General features: G+C 48.6%; 7 protein-coding genes. 6 read left to right on the plus strand and 1 reads right to left on the minus strand.

What is annotated here, in order from left to right; genetic code table 11:
• Positions 1-215 precede the first annotated feature (215 nt).
• The 6 genes from Q0P86_RS02235 (at position 216) to Q0P86_RS02260 (ending at position 16,977) form a co-directional block, all read left to right on the plus strand.
• Positions 216-9,047: a cadherin repeat domain-containing protein gene (locus tag Q0P86_RS02235; protein WP_295037139.1), complete on the plus strand. Its 8,832-nt coding sequence runs from the start codon at positions 216-218 to the stop codon at positions 9,045-9,047.
• 50 nt (positions 9,048-9,097) lie between these two features.
• Positions 9,098-9,427, plus strand: coding sequence for a stress response translation initiation inhibitor YciH (locus Q0P86_RS02240; protein ID WP_290996412.1), 330 nt, complete (start codon positions 9,098-9,100; stop codon positions 9,425-9,427).
• Positions 9,428-9,508: 81 nt separating this feature from the next.
• Positions 9,509-11,122 carry a FecR domain-containing protein gene (locus tag Q0P86_RS02245; RefSeq protein WP_295037142.1) on the plus strand — a complete coding sequence of 538 codons (1,614 nt, stop codon included), beginning with the start codon at positions 9,509-9,511 and terminating at the stop codon, positions 11,120-11,122.
• On the plus strand, positions 11,122-14,244 hold the full coding sequence (locus Q0P86_RS02250; protein WP_295037144.1) for a right-handed parallel beta-helix repeat-containing protein: 3,123 nt from the start codon (positions 11,122-11,124) through the stop codon (positions 14,242-14,244). Before Q0P86_RS02245 ends, Q0P86_RS02250 begins: the two co-directional genes overlap by 1 nt.
• 6 nt (positions 14,245-14,250) lie before the next feature.
• Complete coding sequence (locus tag Q0P86_RS02255) at positions 14,251-15,093, plus strand: deoxyribonuclease IV (protein ID WP_366941253.1); 843 nt, start codon at positions 14,251-14,253, stop codon at positions 15,091-15,093.
• A gap of 48 nt (positions 15,094-15,141) precedes the next feature.
• Positions 15,142-16,977, plus strand: coding sequence for a glycoside hydrolase family 9 protein (locus tag Q0P86_RS02260; protein ID WP_295037146.1), 1,836 nt, complete (start codon positions 15,142-15,144; stop codon positions 16,975-16,977).
• Here Q0P86_RS02260 and Q0P86_RS02265 read toward each other — a convergent pair.
• The gene (locus tag Q0P86_RS02265) at positions 16,963-17,814 is read right to left on the minus strand and encodes an ElyC/SanA/YdcF family protein (RefSeq protein WP_295037148.1); all 852 of its coding nucleotides are present in this window, start codon (positions 17,812-17,814) and stop codon (positions 16,963-16,965) included. The genes Q0P86_RS02260 and Q0P86_RS02265 overlap by 15 nt on opposite strands.
• Position 17,815: the final 1 nt, after the last annotated feature.

The following is a 17,815-nucleotide window of genomic DNA, read 5'->3' on the forward strand; positions in this document are numbered from 1 at the left end:
GTTTAGAAAGAAAAACTTTGGAATAGGCGAAATTTAGTGCATATCTCACGGAAAAATGTCTTTTCCTACAAAATCAGGATAATTAGTCAATGAAAAGAAGACTTTGTAAACTTTTTGTGCGAAAAGGTTATTGTAATTAAAATAAAAGTTTTCTATCTTTTACACAAAAAAATTTATAGGGGTGTATTGTACACTCTTGAGATTAGGAGTTTATTATGTGGTTTGGAAAGAACATAATGACAAAACTCGGCCTTGTACTGGCCATGGCAGTCCCTGCTCTTGCTGCGGATACATATCCTCTGTATTATACGGGGAAAACAACTGCACAAAATAATGACTATTGGGATTCCCTGATGATTTTTAAAGCATGGGGAACTACTGGTGTTGATATTGGCGGCCGTTCTGCCCTTCCTGATGAAAGTGGTGCTACGGGAACTGCCTTGGGTAGTTTGTCTTTGAATGACGATAAGGTTGAACTTGGTGGCCGTCTTCTTATTGGTGGTGATCTTACTGGCGGAAATGGTGGACATACATTAAATTCTGGGTCTGCTAGAATTCGTGGTGCTATTACCCTAGGAAATGGAACTGCGAATAATTTTAAGGGAACGTATTGCGTCACTGGTGCCAGTACTGTTGGTGGAAATGATGTTGTAGATGGCATTATTTATGCTGACGGAACTGCTATGGGTGATGGTCAGGCTTGTGCAATGAGTGCTGAAAAGCCCATCTCGCAGGTTTTTGATTATTTGTCTGTGCCCTTGCTTCACGATGAAAATGTTGATTATACACAGGAACGAATTGTTGTTGTTAATGGTACTCCCCAGAAGGTATATGGAGAAATTGTTGCCGATCAAAAAACTGTTGCAATTGATGTTCCGAAAATGGAAGAAGGTGATTCTAAGTTATATGATATATACCTTAAGAGCATTACGGTTAGAAATGGCGGTCGTATTATTGTAAGGATGCCCTATAATGGAGGAAACCGACTTGTCCGAATTTTCTTGAGTGAATCGATATCTTTTTCTGGTTCTCCGCGAAAGCTTCAGATTGTTTATGTTGGAAAAGGAGCTGAATTTAAAGATGGTAAGTGGAATGATGTTGGCGATGATTCTACCGTCGTAAAAAATCTTGATTATGCTGGAAATTTGTTGTTTTACGCTAAGGATGATATTACTTGGGGGGCCTTTAATGGAGGCGATACCATTCAAGGTTCTTATGTGACAAGGGGTACCTTGACGATGGGTACAAACGTAGCCCTTGCTGGTCAGCTGATTTCTGAAAAACTTATTATTCCGCAGGACTTTAATGGAAGGGGCTTTAGGTATGTTCCTTTTGATCCTCCTATTTTGAAACTGGAACCTACTGCAACAGGTGAAGCTGCCTATATTGTTGAACGTGATAATGCCAGTGATAAAATAAATATTACCTTGGATAAAGTTGCTGCAACCCCGATTAGCTTTGAATATTGTTTTGAATTTAAAGGAACTCCTGATTCTGAAAAGGGTGATGGTAAGCCTTATGCTAGTAAAGAGGACTTTATTGGATCTTTGCCTTTGTATGAAAATGGAGCTTGTACAAGTACAGAAAAAGCTTCATTTGAACCTGGATCGTTGGAATTGGTAGGATCGGGAATTGTATTGAAGGTGTTTAATGATAATATAATTGAAGATGCTTTAGAAAGTTTCAATATTAGAATTGTTAATTTACAAGGTGCCACCCTAGAATCCGGGGCCAGAGATGGATATATAGAATTGTTTGTTCAGGATAACGATGGCAAGCCTTTCGGTGAAAACATTACTGTTTCCGGAACGGAAGACATCCCCTACGTTTTCAATGCGTTTAATGTCATTAATTCTGACGGTGATGCGTTAACAGATTATTCTGTAGTTATTGCAACTTTCCCGAGTAAGGGTACGCTTTCTTATGTAAATACCGATGGCGATACCGTTGCTGTTGTAAAGAATCAAAAAATTGCTTCTACTGATATTGATGCAGGCAAGTTCGTCTATAAGTTTGTTGAGGATGACTATACCGTAGATACTCAAGCCGACTACCATCGCTATGATTTTGAATTCAGAGTTGTAGATGCTATGGGAAATGAATCTGATGATGCTTATAAGGCTTCGGTAACTGTTGCTCCGGTGAATGACAAGCCGAAGGCTGAAAGTGCTGAATTCACGATTAAAGAAAACAGCGTGACAACCACTATGTTGACCTCCTATGCCGAGGGTGATATCGGTGCAACGGATGTGGAAAATGATGTATTGACCTATTCGTTCGACCTTACTGCTGATACTCGTACTGCGGAATACTATGAGCATGTCGCTGAATTGTACGACATTGAACCGGCTACGGGAAAAATCTTTGTCAAGGAAGGCGCCAAGCTTGACTATGAATCGACGGACAGCTTGCTTTATATCAAGGTTAAGGTGACCGATGATGGGCATACGACAGCTGATCCCGATGACGCCAAGGATACGACGGTTGTCGTAACGATTCGTATGGTCGACGTGAACGATCCGCCTACTGTTGCAGACACGACGTTTACTATTCCTGAAAACCTGGGTAACGATAATTTCGTGGGCGAAGTTGTTGGTAAGGATCCGGATTCCTTGAATCAACATGGTTTCGAACACTTGGAATACTTTATTGACCCGACCAATACGGTTGCCAATGCTGCCTTCAAAATTGTGGATCCGACGAAAGGAAATATCGCCGTTAAGAATTCTACGAAGTTGGATTATGAAACGGTTCCGGGCCATAAGTTCGAATTTGATGTGCTCGTTAGAAACTGCGAATACGATGCAGTCAAGAAGGACTATACGGCAAATTGCTTAGAGGACGTGGTTTCCCATGTTACTGTTGAACTGACCGATGAGGGCGAACCGCCTATCATTATTCCTATATGCGAAGGCGATGAGTGTCCCACAATATGCCAGGGCGACAAGTGCGTCGAGTGCAAGGATGAAAGCTGTCACGAGGAATGCGTTGAAAATTGCGACAAACCGAATGATCCGGTCGATGTCCTGACTGTTTCTGTGAATGAAAATTCTCGGCAGAATTACGAGATCATGAGGTATCTGGTTCGCGATGAGGACTTTGATGTTGGACATTCCATGGCGTTGACGGCCGAAATCAAGAATACGACCGTTAACACCGGTGCTGAAGACCTTTTCGGAGCCAAAATGGAAAAGGATGCCGACGGTAATTGGAACGTAGTTGTCTATGTCGCTGATAGCTCGAAACTTGATTACGAGACGTTAGACTTCTATACGCACGATGTGACGATTAACGTGCGTGATCCTGATGATGCGGAAGGCGTGCATGGTTCTCTCCTCCGTGTCATCAAGGTTGTCGATGTGAACGAACCGCCTACTGTTGCTGACCCGACGTTTACTATTCCTGAAAACCTGGGTAACGATAAATTCGTGGGTGAAGTTGTTGGCAAGGATCCGGATTCCTTGAATCAACATGGTTTTGAACACTTGGAATACTTTATTGACCCGACAAATTCTGTTGCCAATGCAGCCTTCAAAATTGTGGATCCGACGAAAGGAAATATCACCGTTAAGAATTCTACGAAGTTGGATTATGAAACGGTTCCGGGCCATAAGTTCGAATTTGATGTGCTCGTTAGAAACTGCGAATACGATGCAGTCAAGAAGGACTATACGGCAAATTGCTTAGAGGACGTGGTTTCCCATGTTACTGTTGAACTGACCGATGAGGGCGAACCGCCTATCATTATTCCTATATGCGAAGGCGATGAGTGTCCCACAATATGCCAGGGCGACAAGTGCGTCGAGTGCAAGGATGAAAGCTGTCACGAGGAATGCGTTGAAAATTGCGACAAACCGAATGATCCGGTCGATGTCCTGACTGTTTCTGTGAATGAAAATTCTCGGCAGAATTACGAGATCATGAGGTATCTGGTTCGCGATGAGGACTTTGATGTTGGACATTCCATGGCGTTGACGGCCGAAATCAAGAATACGACCGTTAACACCGGTGCTGAAGACCTTTTCGGAGCCAAAATGGAAAAGGATGCCGACGGTAATTGGAACGTAGTTGTCTATGTCGCTGATAGCTCGAAACTTGATTACGAGACGTTAGACTTCTATACGCACGATGTGACGATTAACGTGCGTGATCCTGAGGATGCGGACGGCGTGCATGGTTCTCTCCTCCGTGTCATCAAGGTTGTTGACGTGAACGAAGCTCCGACGATTACTGGCGTTGAAGATTTGAACGGCGATTATAAGGGTACCAAGGATGATTTTACCTTCTACCCGAAGGAAGACCTCGTAGCAGGCGGTCCTGTGGGTTATGTCCATACGTATGATCCGGATGTGAAGCATTTGGATGAATTCGGTTATCGCGAATTCTCTCTCGATAATCCCGATAACTATCCGTTCGAAATGAAGGACTCCCTGCTGGTTCTGACGAAAAAGCTTGACTATGAGAAAGATTCCAAGGTGTACACGTTCGATGTCATTGTCAATAACTGCGAGCGAGCAAAGAATAGTGCGGGCAAGTATGAAAAGATTAATCCGCCGAAGTGCACTGAACCAGTAAAGCAGACCGTAACTGTTAAACTGCAGGATGTCCCAGAACCGCCTAAGATTATTCCCGTATGCGAAGGTGGTAATTGCGTCGAAATCTGTAAGGGAGACAAGTGCGAAGTGTGCGTGGGAGAAACTTGTGACGAACATGAAATTTGCACTGACAACTGCGATAATCCCCGTGGTGACGACCCTGCAAAGACTTTGACTGTTGCTGTGAAAGAACATTCGCAGACAGGTCATAAAATTATCAGCTATGCTGTTCGCGACGAAGACTATGGCGTTGGCCATACCACGGCTTTGACCGCTGAAATTAGGAATACAAATGGTTCTGGTGCGGACACCCTCTTCGAAGCCAAAATGGTGAAGGATATAAATGGTAATTGGAACGTTGTAGTTTCTGTGATTGACAGCGCGAAGCTCGACTACGAAAAAATCAATGAAACTCATAATGTGACGATTTACGTGTACGATCCCGAAGATTCGGATGGAATGTATGATTCGCTCCTCCGTGTCATCAAGGTTGTCGACGTGAACGAAGCTCCGAAGGCTGAAGACGCTGACTTTAAGCCGGAAGAAAATCTGCCGGATAGTGCAGTCGTGGGTGAACTGATGGTTGTTGAGCCGGATATCAAGCATATCAAGGAATTTGGCCACCTGGAATACTCCATTATCGGTAAGGACGAAACCTTCGTATTCGCGATGGATTCCAATAGGGTCATAGTGAATGATCCGTCCATGATGGATTATGAACTGCCTGTTCATTTCTACATCTTCGATGTCTTGATTGCAAACTGCGAATTGAACAAGACTTCGGGTAAGTATGATGTAGCCTGTTTGTATGACACCGCCAAGGTGACGGTCGATATCCAGGATGTCAACGAAAAGCCGACCATTATCGTTGATGGTCCGATTCCGGATGGTGACGACGATTCCGATCCGCTTTGTGTTGCCTACTGCGATACCACAGACCGTGGTGTTTCGACAGATTCTATTCTTACTATTGGAATCAAGGAAAATACCAAAGATAGTCTGCTTTCTAAGACGGATATGGTCATATTCCAATATCATGTAGTCGACCCGGATACCGGTCATGCTATGGGGGCCAAGGTCGAGTGGATCGATTTTGGGTCAAGCATAAGCTCTTCTACAGTGAAGGGTCCGGATCTCTTTGATATCAGCTACGATCCTACTACGCAGACGATTAAGGCTACGGTCAAGGACGAAAAATTGCTTGATTACGAAGAACTCAGGAAGGCAACTTCTCGTGAAGATCCTGATCCGGAATATAAGGTGGGTATTCTCGTTACCGATCCGAATGGTCTGAAGGATACTTTAATTCGTGTCATTCGGATTATTGACGTGAACGAAAAGCCGCTCTATACTGCGGAACCCTGCGTCGTTGTCGAAGGCAACCATCCTGGCGACTCTATTGGCCATGTGGAACACCCGAGCGACATCGACTCCCTGTCCAGGAATCCGGCCTTGTATGATAACCAGTTCAAGATTACAGGAGGCGATTTCGATCGCTTTGAACTGAGAAAGGATTCGACGGACTTGATGAGAGTCATGCTTGTCGCCCTTGATTCTATTGACTGCGAAAATGGTAGCTATGTTTGCGGAGTGGATTCCGTCTATTGGGTTGAATTGACCTACGGTGATACCACACTCAAGACCGTTTATAACAACATTAGAATACCGGTCAAGGTTCTCGACTTGAATGAACCTCCTGAGTTTAGGACCGATACTATCGGTGTCGCTGAAAACTCTCCGATGGGTACTGTTGTCGATACCATCAAGTGGTTTGATTGGGACCGCTTCGATACCACAATGCACTTCGAAATTTCTAACGATTCGAGTGGCTGCTTCGCTATTGATAAGAATACCGGTATTGTAACAGTGAAGAAGGATAAATGCGCCGCTCTTGACCATGAAAAGAACCCGACCTTAAAAATCGAAGTGGCTATTACTGACATGGTGGATGTCACGGATCGTAGCCTGATTTCCGGTGGCCCCAATACGGTCAAGAAGATTATTACGGTGAATGTCCACGACGTGAACGAACCTCCGACCATCATAAAGGAAACGTTCTCTGTGGATGAAGATGCCAAGAAGGGCTCCGTGGTGGATACGGTCAAGGCGACCGATCCTGACAAGGATCCTAAGTATAACAAGCTCATCTTCACGGCTATCGGTGGCGACACTGCTACGTTCAAGATCGATTCCATTACAGGTATCGTTACTCTGAAGGATACCTTGGATTACGAAACCAAGAACAAGTACGAACTTGTTGTTCGTGTGTACGACGGTGAGTATGCCGATACGGCAATCGTGCCGATCTATGTGAATAACAAAATCGAAAAGACCGAAGTGAAAATTACCTTGTACGACGATTCGACGAAGGTTTGGCATGATCCGGATACGGTGTTCACGAATAGTCCGGGGCGCGAAATCTGCTGGGTGCAGGGACGTTCTGACCGTGACTTGAAGGATACCTGCATGGATGTCCACATTACCAAGGATTCGGTAATCGTCATTCGCTATAAGGATCCGACGACGGATTCCTATGGTGTCGATTCCCTGTTTATCTTCTATAGTAACGCGACTCCGATCGTGACCATTTCGGGTGACCAGGAGGCTAACCTGGCGAACAACTTCTATACGATTGTCGAAGACACGGACAAGGGCGATACCAACCTGTATGTGAACGAGCGTAAGAAGGATGTACGCGTGACGGTGAAGGATCCTGCGAACAAGAAGGATACGTCTTTCGTGGTGAAGTTGAACCTGCAAACGGTGAATGTTCCGCAGAAGACGCTTGACGCGGTCAATAAGATTGTCAACGAAAATCGCTTTGTCTTGAACGAAAATCCGAAGGGCGGCGTGACCCGCACTCCGGTAAACGGCAACGAAGTCAAATACTCCTACAGGGAAGTCTTTGGCAAGGATACCGTGACGGTTTCTTATATGACCGATAACGATGGTAACCCGGTGCTGGTTCCTGTCTTGAATGACAAAGGCAAGGTTGATTCTATTGAAGTAATGACCGTTTCATACAATGTCGTGATTGACGGCAAGACGGTGACGATCTCTTTCGTGGTTAATGCTGCGACGGGCGAAGTGCTGGTGAAGGATTCTAACGGAACGCTTATGGAAAGTGGCGCCTCCAAGGTCGCATCCAGCTCGTCTTCGAAGGGCGATGCAACCTCTTCTAGCTCTAGCAACAAGTCTAGCGTGACCGAAGGCATGTTCCTGATTACATACAGCGTGAAGGATCCTCTTGGAAATTCCACAACGGTTTCTTACTCTGTCGACGAAAAGGGTAAGATGGTGCAGAATGCCGATGGCGATACGGGTTACGCTGTGGCCTATACCTACACGAACAAGTATGGCAATTCCGCAACGCAGTCCCTGTTCATTGTGCTTGACCAGAAGGGGCCGACTGTTGAAATCTTGAAACCGCTCAAGGGTCAGGTGATTCGTTCCAACTATGTGGAAGTGGTCTGGACGGTCAATGGCGAAATCCAGGATACCTTGACGGTGCAGGGACTTGACAAGGGTCCGAACTATATCAAACGCTTCTATCGCGACAAGGCCGGTAACGAGGCTGCGGATACGGTGCTTGTGATCATGAAGGATAGCAAGGATGTGGAGATTGCCGTCGTGACGCCGGTGACAGAAATGAACCCGGACGAGGTGAAGGAATACTACGAAGAAAATCCGCCTGAAGAAGGAGAAACCTTCGCGGTTAGTATCCTTAATCCGACGAGTGGCAAGGAAGTCGAAACCCTGAAGGGTGGCTCCTTCAAAACCAAGAAGGGTAGTGGTGAGGAACTCTATCCGGGCAAGGAAAAGAAGCACCTCGGTCCGACCCTTGCTCTTGATGTGAAGCTCCCGACCATTAAGGACGGCGAGGGCAACACGGGCCTGGGCGGTCTTGCGACACTTGACGACCTTGTGCTCCCGAACGGCAAGATTTCGAATATCGGTATCGGTATCGATACGTCGAAGTTGAGTGACGAACTCAAGCGCGAGTATAAGGAGTACACGGTTGAAGAATACGTGGAAAAGTTCTGCGAAGACGGAACCAGCGTACCGAGCGACTTGAGCAAGTTCAATATGTACAAGACCAAGATGCAGGTGAATATCTGGGTTTATACCTCGCTCGGAAACTTCGTGGACTACTTCAGTTTCGGTCAGGAAATGAACGATCCTGAGTACACTAACGATGCCGGCAAGTTGAAGATGTTCTTCGAAATGAAACCGGACAAGGATGGCTTTGTCAAGGCGGATAACGGCAAGCTTTATGCGACGGGCGCCTATCTGTACAAGGTGGAAGCGACAATCCGTTCGACTCTGCGTTGCACAATCCTGGACGAAGCTGTGCTGCACGACAAGCCCAATGCCAAGCGCAAGGGCGACAAGATCAAGTCTGACGACGAACTCTTGAAACCGTTCGGCTACAAGCGTCCGAAGACGAAGTAGGAATCTTTGGCCCCCGCCCCTTAGAGCGAGGGCCTTTTACAGGAGTGGATATGTCTATAGAAGAACGTTCAACGCTGGTTTATTCGACTGCCCTGGGCGGCCGTGTCAAGCAGGAGAAGCCCAAGGCCGAACGCCCTAAGGGTGACGGCGTGGTGCGGATTCAGCTCAAGAGACTCGGCGGGGGCAAGATGGCCAGTGTCGTGGTCGGGGTTCCGCTCGATGAACCGGAATTGAAGGAACTGGGCCGTGAATTGAAGCAAAAATGCGGTGTCGGCGGGTCGGTCAAGGATTTTGCGATAGAAATCCAGGGCGATAAACGGAACGTTTTGAAAGCCGAACTAGAAAAAAGGGGCTATACGGTAAAACTGGCCGGCGGTTAGGGTTGTTTTTTATCACCCTTAAAAAAAACTTTTACCCTTTTTGAAAAAAAAGGGTATTTTTATTATATCATGAAGGTGTCTATGTTTTGTTCTGCTAAGTTCTTTTTCCGTGTGGCAGTTGCACTGGCTGTTTTGCCTGCACTGTCGTTTTCTGCACCGGCTGCGGGCAAGGTTCGTTCTACATTGGGGATTGTCGACCGCTGGAAGGTAAAGTTGAATAATTGGGAGCAACTTTGGACGGGTGCGAAGGTCTATCAGTCCGACCTGGTGCGTACGGGTGTAGAATCCGAAGTTGTTTTTGCATTGCCCGACGGAAGCTCTATTACGATTGCTGAAAATACGGAAATAGAATTGTCCCAACTTTTGGAACCGAATGACGAAGGCGGTTTCGAAACGAAGATCGATGTTCACAAGGGCTTTATCAATTTTGCAGTCCGCAAGCAGAAAAACAAAAAGTCGAATTTCAAGTTCAAGACGGGAACGGCAACGGCATCGATTCGCGGAACTGAAGGTTTTGTCGGTGGCGAGGGAACGTTCTTTGCGGGACTTAAGACGGGTAAGCTGGAAATTGTACCCGACGGTAGCAACAGGATGGTGGCGATCGAGGCTGGCGAGACGACCTTCGGTCGCGATTCGCTCGTGGTCCTGAAGCTGGCGTCATCGGGCGAGAAGCGCTTTGCCGAACGCCTCGAAAAAATCCTTTTGAACAAGTCCAAGTCGATGGGAGATCTGGTGCGCGAGGTGCAACAGGCTGATTCGGCATTCCAGGAACAGTTGAGGGAAGAGGCTATTTCCCTGGCGCTGCCCGAAAACGGCTTTGCAGTGACGTCGGCTTCGCCGGTGAACGTCTGCGAACAGGGCCTGGTGCTGGAAGGTTCTTACAGAACTTCCGATGAAAACGCTTCGTTGATTTTGCAGGTGGGGAAGGGCTTTGTCTCGAACAACCTGATTCGCTCCGCCGACGGCAATCCCCATCCCTTTTCGCAGCAGGTCGTGGTGAATGACGAAAACGGACTGTGGACAGCGAACAAGGCTACTCTGACATTTACGGGGGCGGGTTTGACAACGAGTAAGTCCATTGACTTGAAGGTGAACAAGGCTTGCCCCGAAGTGAATATCAAGGCTCCGACCGTAGTGGTAGAATCCTACGATTCCTTGCGCTGTTCCGCGAATATTGCGATTAATGAAATGCAGAACGATGCGGGTATCATGGTTGTGGCGGCAGACGGGGCTCCGCTGTCCGAAGATGCGGTGACCAAGAATACTCAGAAACGCGTAAAGCTAAAATCGGGAAAACACGAGTATACAGTCAATGTCGAGGACCAGGCCGGCAATAAGGTGACTGTGGCAAAGACGATGGGCTGTTATCCGGTCAAACGCTTTAACGTGGACATTCAGGGTGGCTCCAGGGAAGTGCTGAAGGTTCCACCTCCGCCCAAGGATGTGACGGACCGGATTTCGCAAAGCTTGCAGTTCAGGATACGTATTCCGGATAACAATCCCGAAAACCTGTACAAGGTTGTCGTCAAGCAGAACGGAAAGGTTATTCGGCAGGAACTCCTGGCGCAGATCCATAGCCTGGATTACCAGATTCCACTTGAGTTGTCGAGAGGCGGTGTAAACCGTATTGAAGTGGAGGTGACCCACAAGAGCGGGTTCAAGGCGAAGGCTACGAAGGTGTACGAGGTTCGTTGATGAAATGGAAGTATTTGGCCTTGATGGTGTTTTTGATAGTGGCACTCCATGGGGGTGCTTTTGCCGTTGATACGGAGGAAGCCTCGGGGAATGTCATTGGGGGAAATCTTTCCGGCTTTTTGAAAGCGGATAGTTCGCCATACAGGGTGAATGAAACTCTCGTTGTTCCCGAAGGTCGCGTTCTTTTGATTGAGGCTGGCGTAGAACTGTATTTTGCGGAGGGAACGGGCCTTGATGTTCGTGGTGGATCGCTTGCAGTGATGGGTGAACTGGGAAATCCGGTTGTATTTGCCGCGGCAACGGAAGGGGGCTCCTGGAACGGAATCTCGGTGACGGGGGCGAAACGCTCCGAGGTGCAGGGTGTTGTTGTCAAGGATGCCGAGTTCGGTTTTTCAGTCGAAAGCGGCGCCCTGGAACTTCGTGATGCCGAAATTAATAATGCCTCACGGGCGGCCCTTTATGTCCGCAATGCGTCGGTCGATATTCAGTGGGCGACAATCCTGAATTCAGGGAATGTCGGTGTATGGGCGACTCAGAGTGCTTCGGTGATGATTGACGGGACGAACTTTGACAATAACCATATCGCCCTTGTGGTGGGGGATGAATCCAAGGTGAGCTTGCAACGTTCCTATTTGGAATCGAACGAAGCGGCCATTCTTGATATAGGGAACAGTTATCTGAAATTGCGCAATACGGTCTTGGAAGGAAACCAGATTGGCTATGCATCGCAGGACCTGCCTCCCGAAGACGTGAAGAAGTCCATGAAGAGTAACCATAAGGATATGATTCACGATGTGGAATATTTGCAAAACGGCATTGGCGATGAACCGCGCAATCCCTACGCGAACGGGTTGAAAATCGGCGCGAATCTCGAGGTGGAATCGGTCGATTCTGTATGGAATGTTTCGGGAAGTGTCGGTGTCGAAGTCGGTTATCACAAGGTGCTGACCCGGAAACACTATGAGAGTGAACCTTATGTGTCCGGAACCGATACGGTTTATACGGGGGATCGTTACATCAACTATTTCCAGGTTCCGGGACTGTTTACGAACTGGAATGCGGATGTCTTGATGCAATCTCCGACTGGGCAGGTGGTTGAGGTGGTCGCCGACGTTTCTAACGACAGCTGGGATCATTTCAAGGTGCACCGTTTCCAGGCGTCGTATACCGATGAAAACCAGCGACTGGTTTTGGGTGATGTCTATGCGCATGCGGGAGAACTTTACCTAGCCGGAGTGAACGCTTTCGGTGGCTCGTATGACTTGAAGTTTCTGCAAAATTCTGTGAAGGATCCGCTGTTCGAAGGTTCCGTCTTTGTGGGCGAGACCAAGGCTCCCAAGATTATAGGGGAACGCAACTATGACGTATACAAGGATTATGTGGAAGACGGCGAAGCGGAGCCGCAACGGATGATTGTGGGTGGAAAGGTTCGCTGGAACATGCATCGTCGATTCAATGGAACGCTTGGCTTTATCGGAAACGAGGATTACGTGGAAGATCCGTTCTTGAGGGACGGCATGTCGGAAAAAGTCAATATGGCGAGCCCGAGAATTTCGTCGAAGACTTTCTTTGCCGATGGAAACTGGCTCTTTTTCCCGGGAGATATCAAGCTGAATGGCCAGGTGGCCGTCGGTGGCGTCGATACGGTGAATGTCGAGACGATGAGGGCGATTAACCAGGTGTTTGCCGATGCGGGGCTGGATGCCTCTAATTATGCCTTGCTGAACCGTTTGATGAAGGACCCGCGTCAGGTCAGTGCGTTGACGGCTAAGCAGCTGGAATCGATTTATGGGGACAATTCACTGAAGACTCCTTCGGAAATGCGCGCAGAATTGCGGAGCCTGTTGGAAAAGGTGTCTAAGATTGCAAAAGAAACGGTCGTGGACCAGGCCAAGCCTTCGAAAGGAGATTTCTGGGGACATGAACATTGGGCAGTGGCGGGGTCTTACCAGTGGTCCGACGACAACACTTTTATAGAAGGTTACTTACGTTACGTGGGGAGCGAATACTTTAGTGCCGGATCTCCGGACCTGTTGCAGAATACGCGTATGATTGGCGGTAACCTAAAGCGGAAAATCTACGATTTCTGGAACCTGGGTTTTGGCTATACGGTGAATGTGGAAAACGCTGCCGACGATGGTTCCGGCTACAACATATTCGGCATGGCGGAAGGTTCCAAGTGGGGAATGTTCTCGGGAGCGGAAAGTGACTGGCTCGAGGAACATGAGCAGGATGAAACACGTGCTCAGTATATTCACGATGCTTACTTGAACAACGATTTCGGCTTGACGGACAAGCTTAACCTGATGCTGAAGTATTCCATAAATTATAGGACTCGCAGTACGCCGCAGCGTTTGTATGCCAATTATTCAGCCAATTCCGGAATCTATAATGATCCTTGGTTCAGGGCGCAAAGAGGATGCCCGACTTTGAAGGTTTATACCGAAGATGACACGTTACTAATTGACTCGGCTCGCTGGGCGAAGTATTATAGCGTGGCTGACGAAGATTACCTTGCGACCCAGTTTGTGGAGCGGTTGATGAAGCATACGCTTGAACTGGGATTGACTTTTAAGCTGCCCCAGAAGAGTGTCTTGAAGGTGGGCGGTGCTGTGGAAGTTCGTTCGGACATGTCCAAGTTTGAACAGGATGACCTGTTGGACCAGTTTGATTTCAATGATGAAACTTACGGAATATTGGGATACTATTTCCACGGTGGAGATTACTTTGAACAACGTTATCCAGTTTCCTTGACCATTTCAAGTGACGGCTTCAGGAATATGTTTGCCGTGATGCCGCGATACAAGATTTATAACCGCAACGAGATGCGCGAATTTGAATGGACCCTGTCGGACAATATGGATATCGACTTGTCCAGGAATTTCCTGGAACTTTCGCTCGGTGCGGGGCTCCGTCAGAATTTCCTGAGCTATGAAATCGAGGAAGAGGATTATGACGAAATGGAATTGGATGTAGATGGTTCCGCCAAATTGCGCGTGTATCATACGTCGTCGTTGTATTCGGATTGGACTGTCGGCGCAATCTTTAATTACAGACCGGATAACCGGGCCGATCAATACAAGGATTTCTACATGATTGCTGCTTTGAACTATGAATTCTAGAGGACCGTGATGTATATCGGTTGTCATTTGTCATCTTCCGCCGGTTTTTTCGCGATGGGCGAAACGGCTTTGTCGATTGGTGCGAATGTTTTTCAGTTCTTTACGCGAAACCCGCGCGGCGGTGCCGCAAAGCCCTTTGACAAGGCGGATGCGGCAAAGCTTGTCGCGTTGCTGGCGGAACACTGTTTTGGCCCGATTTTGGCGCACGCTCCGTATACGCTGAATGCCTGTGCCGCCGATGAAGGCCTTAGGCAATATGCCATTGACGTAATGAAGGATGACCTGTTCCGTATGGATCATTTCCCGGGAGCGATGTACAATTTTCATCCGGGAAGCCATGTGAAGCAGGGTGCCGAAGTCGGCATAGAGCTGATTGCAAAGGCATTGAATGAAATACTGAATCCTGCACAGAAAACGACCGTGTTGCTGGAAACGATGGCTGGCAAGGGCTCTGAGGTCGGAAGAACTTTCGAGGAATTGCGCGCGATTTTAGACCGTGTGGAACTTTCTGACAAACTGGGCGTTTGCTTGGATACTTGCCACGTGTTTGACGGTGGCTATGATATCGTGAATGACTTGGATGGCGTCCTGGAAAAGTTTGACAAGGTGATTGGACTGAAGCGCCTGAAGGCGATTCACCTGAATGATTCGAAGAACCCCATGGGAAGCCATAAGGATCGTCATGAGGTCCTTGGGGGTGGTTTTATTGGACAGGAAGCCTTGTTGCGAGTGGTGAAACATCCTTTATTGAAAGGGCTGCCTTTCTACCTGGAAACGCCCAATGAATTGCCTGGGTATGCGGCCGAAATTGCGCTTGTACGGAAGGCGGTTGCGGCGGTAAACGAATAAGTGGCGAAAGGGGTAGTGGGATTCGTTTTGAAAAGCTATTCTTGCGCTATGAAAATACCTGTCCGCTATAACCATGTGGGATATGCCCCCCAATGTGCCAAGATTTTCTTTGTGAATACGAAAGACTTGCCGTGTGACGGACTTGCTGTAGACGACTATTTCTTTAGAATCGTGAAAGTCGGTCGCGGTGTGGATGGTGTGCAGGTGTACGAGGGCCGTTTTAGGGACGGTACCTTTGAACACGGGGGACTTTGCGAGTACACAGGGGAATTGCTCTGGTCGGGTGATTTTTCGGTGGTCAGGGAGCTCGGCGACTATACAATCCAGATTTGGCAGAAAAACCGCATAGAGAAGGAGATGCTGTTGTTTGAAACTGCCCCGTTCGTAATTTCGGACGGCTGGATTTATCGTCAGTTGCTTGCGAATATCAAGTCGTTTTATTTCCAGCGGAGCGGGGTGGATCTTTTGCCCGAATTTGCGGGGAAGTGGATGCGTCCTGCGGCGCATCGCGACGATGCGATTGAATTTCACCCAAGTATGCAGAGAAAGGGCGTGTGGAACGCCCATGGCGGCTGGTACGATGCGGGGGACTATGGCAAGTACATCGTGAACGGAGGGGTGTCTGTGGCGACACTTCTGTTCGCTTGCGAACTGGCGGATGAAAGCCTTTGTGGAGAACCGGTTCCGTGCCAAAATCAGCTCCGTGAGGCGATTCTTGGCGGAGGGGTGGAATCGGGGGATGGCCTCAAACAGCATGGCCTGAAGGACGAGGTGAGGTTTGAACTGGAATTCTTCTTGCGGATGCAAGATGAGGACGGGGGCGTATTCTTTAAGGTGACGCCGGAACATTGGGACGGCTTTGTTTCGCCGAAAGATTCTGACTTGCTGCAGAAACGCATGATTCTGGGGAAGTCGACGACTTCGACGCTGAATTTTGCGGGTGTATTGGCGGCGGCTCACCGCGTGTATCGCGGAAGCGATGCAGCGTTCGCTGAACGCTGCCTGCAGTCCGCGGTTTCGGCGTACCGCTGGGCGGTCGCGCGCCCGTTTGTGGATTGGCCGCACAATACCGAAGGCAGCGGCGGGTACGGCGACGAACACGCCGAAGATGAATTTTTCTGGGCGCGCGCGATGCTGTACCGCGAACTGCAGACACGCGGCGGTGCATTCGCTGGGATGACTGCTGCGGAACTCCGCCCGCAGATTCTAGAAGATATGGAAAAGTTGCCGCCGAAGTTCGGTGCGGATTGGCGCGATACGCAGAACCTCGGCTGGATGGGGCTTGCCCTGCAGGACCAGGATGTGGAATTGCGGAATAGCGCAAGGAGCGCTCTCGAAAAGACCGCTGAAGATATTGTCGAGGCGCAAAAGCACGATGCGTACGGCATTTCCCTTTCCAAGTTTATTTGGGGCAGTAACGGCGAAATTGCAAACCACGCCCTCACCCTTGCTGTCGTGAAACGCTGGAAAAAAGACGGCTGTCTTGATGACGCTTGCGGCGGCGATTGTGGCAAAAATGTTGGCGGCGGCGAGCGCGAAGCCCGTGGAAAGGGTTTGTCTCTTGATTTCTGGTGTCGCGAACTGTTGAACTTTATCTACGGTCGCAATCCTGTAGATGTAAGCTTCGTGACGGGCTCGGCCTGGAGTTCTCCGAAGTATCCGCATCATCGCCTGAGCCATTCGGATGGCGTGACAGAACCGATTCCCGGACTTTTAGTGGGGGGAATTAACTGTGACCGTCAGGATATGCACCGCGCCCCGCATTACCCGGGAGAACTTGCGGGATTTTCGTATACCGACGAACGTTGCTCTTTTGCGAGCAACGAAACGGCTATCAACTGGAATGCCCCGCTGACAGCAGTCCTTGCCTTACTTTGTTGTTGAGTCCTTTGTCGTCGAGTCTTTCTTGACGACGGTATCCTTGACGGTCGTGTCCGCCTTTGCGGTATCCGCAGAGGTTTCCTTCAGCTTTTCCTGCACCTTGGGAAGGAGCGATTGCAAGTCGATGACGGGGTTGCTTTCGGATTCGAATTCCTTTGCGGAAATGATCGGCTTGTAGTAGAAGGAGTCTGTTGCAGTAAGGTTCCCTGCGGGCAAAAGATCGTAGTACGAGACAAGCAGAGCGGCCCAGCCTCGCAGCCATTCCTTGCGGGATTCGCGGCTTGTATACCAGGAATCGGCATTGTAGATAAAGTGGTGAAGGTCTTTGGTGAAGTAGACGGGACTGTCTCCGGAAAGAGTCCTGAAAATGTTCTTGACCCGGTGGGTCGAGGCGGCGCTAGTCAAGAGAAGCACGGTGTCCGCCTTGTGTTTCTTGAGCCAGGGAATAATGGTGTATGCTTCGCCGATGGTGGACGGATCATCATGCCTTGCGATAAAGACCGCATTACTGTCGAAATCCCCTAGCTTCATGAAATCGTCTAGGTAGAATTCGGCGTTGGTCTTGTTGCGGAAAGTACGTCGGCCGAGAATCAGTACGGAGTCCGCTTTCCCGCTAGCCATCAATTCGGCTGCATAGTCGGTGCGTTCCATATCGGCGGTCTGTCCGTCCAAAACGACAACCCAGTTTACGTGGTCGAAATCGTCGTCATCGACAAGCCAATGCCCGCTCTGCGTCATTACGATGTAGAAGGTGATGACGGAAAAAATGGCGGTAAGGACAAGCGCACTAAGAATGATCTGTTTCTTCTTGATTTGCTTCTTGGTGGGTAGCTTGGACAAT

The organism is uncultured Fibrobacter sp., assembly GCF_946062555.1.
In the GTDB taxonomy this organism is placed as follows: domain Bacteria; phylum Fibrobacterota; class Fibrobacteria; order Fibrobacterales; family Fibrobacteraceae; genus Fibrobacter.

What these genes read in the sequence shown, in the direction of transcription:
- Q0P86_RS02235 (WP_295037139.1), top strand. Translation starts at nt 216, where the DNA reads ATGTGGTTTGGAAAGAACATAATGACAAAACTCGGCCTTGTACTGGCC.
- Q0P86_RS02240 (WP_290996412.1), top strand. Translation starts at nt 9,098, where the DNA reads ATGTCTATAGAAGAACGTTCAACGCTGGTTTATTCGACTGCCCTGGGC.
- Q0P86_RS02245 (WP_295037142.1), top strand. Translation starts at nt 9,509, where the DNA reads ATGTTTTGTTCTGCTAAGTTCTTTTTCCGTGTGGCAGTTGCACTGGCT.
- Q0P86_RS02250 (WP_295037144.1), top strand. Translation starts at nt 11,122, where the DNA reads ATGAAATGGAAGTATTTGGCCTTGATGGTGTTTTTGATAGTGGCACTC.
- Q0P86_RS02260 (WP_295037146.1), top strand. Translation starts at nt 15,142, where the DNA reads ATGAAAATACCTGTCCGCTATAACCATGTGGGATATGCCCCCCAATGT.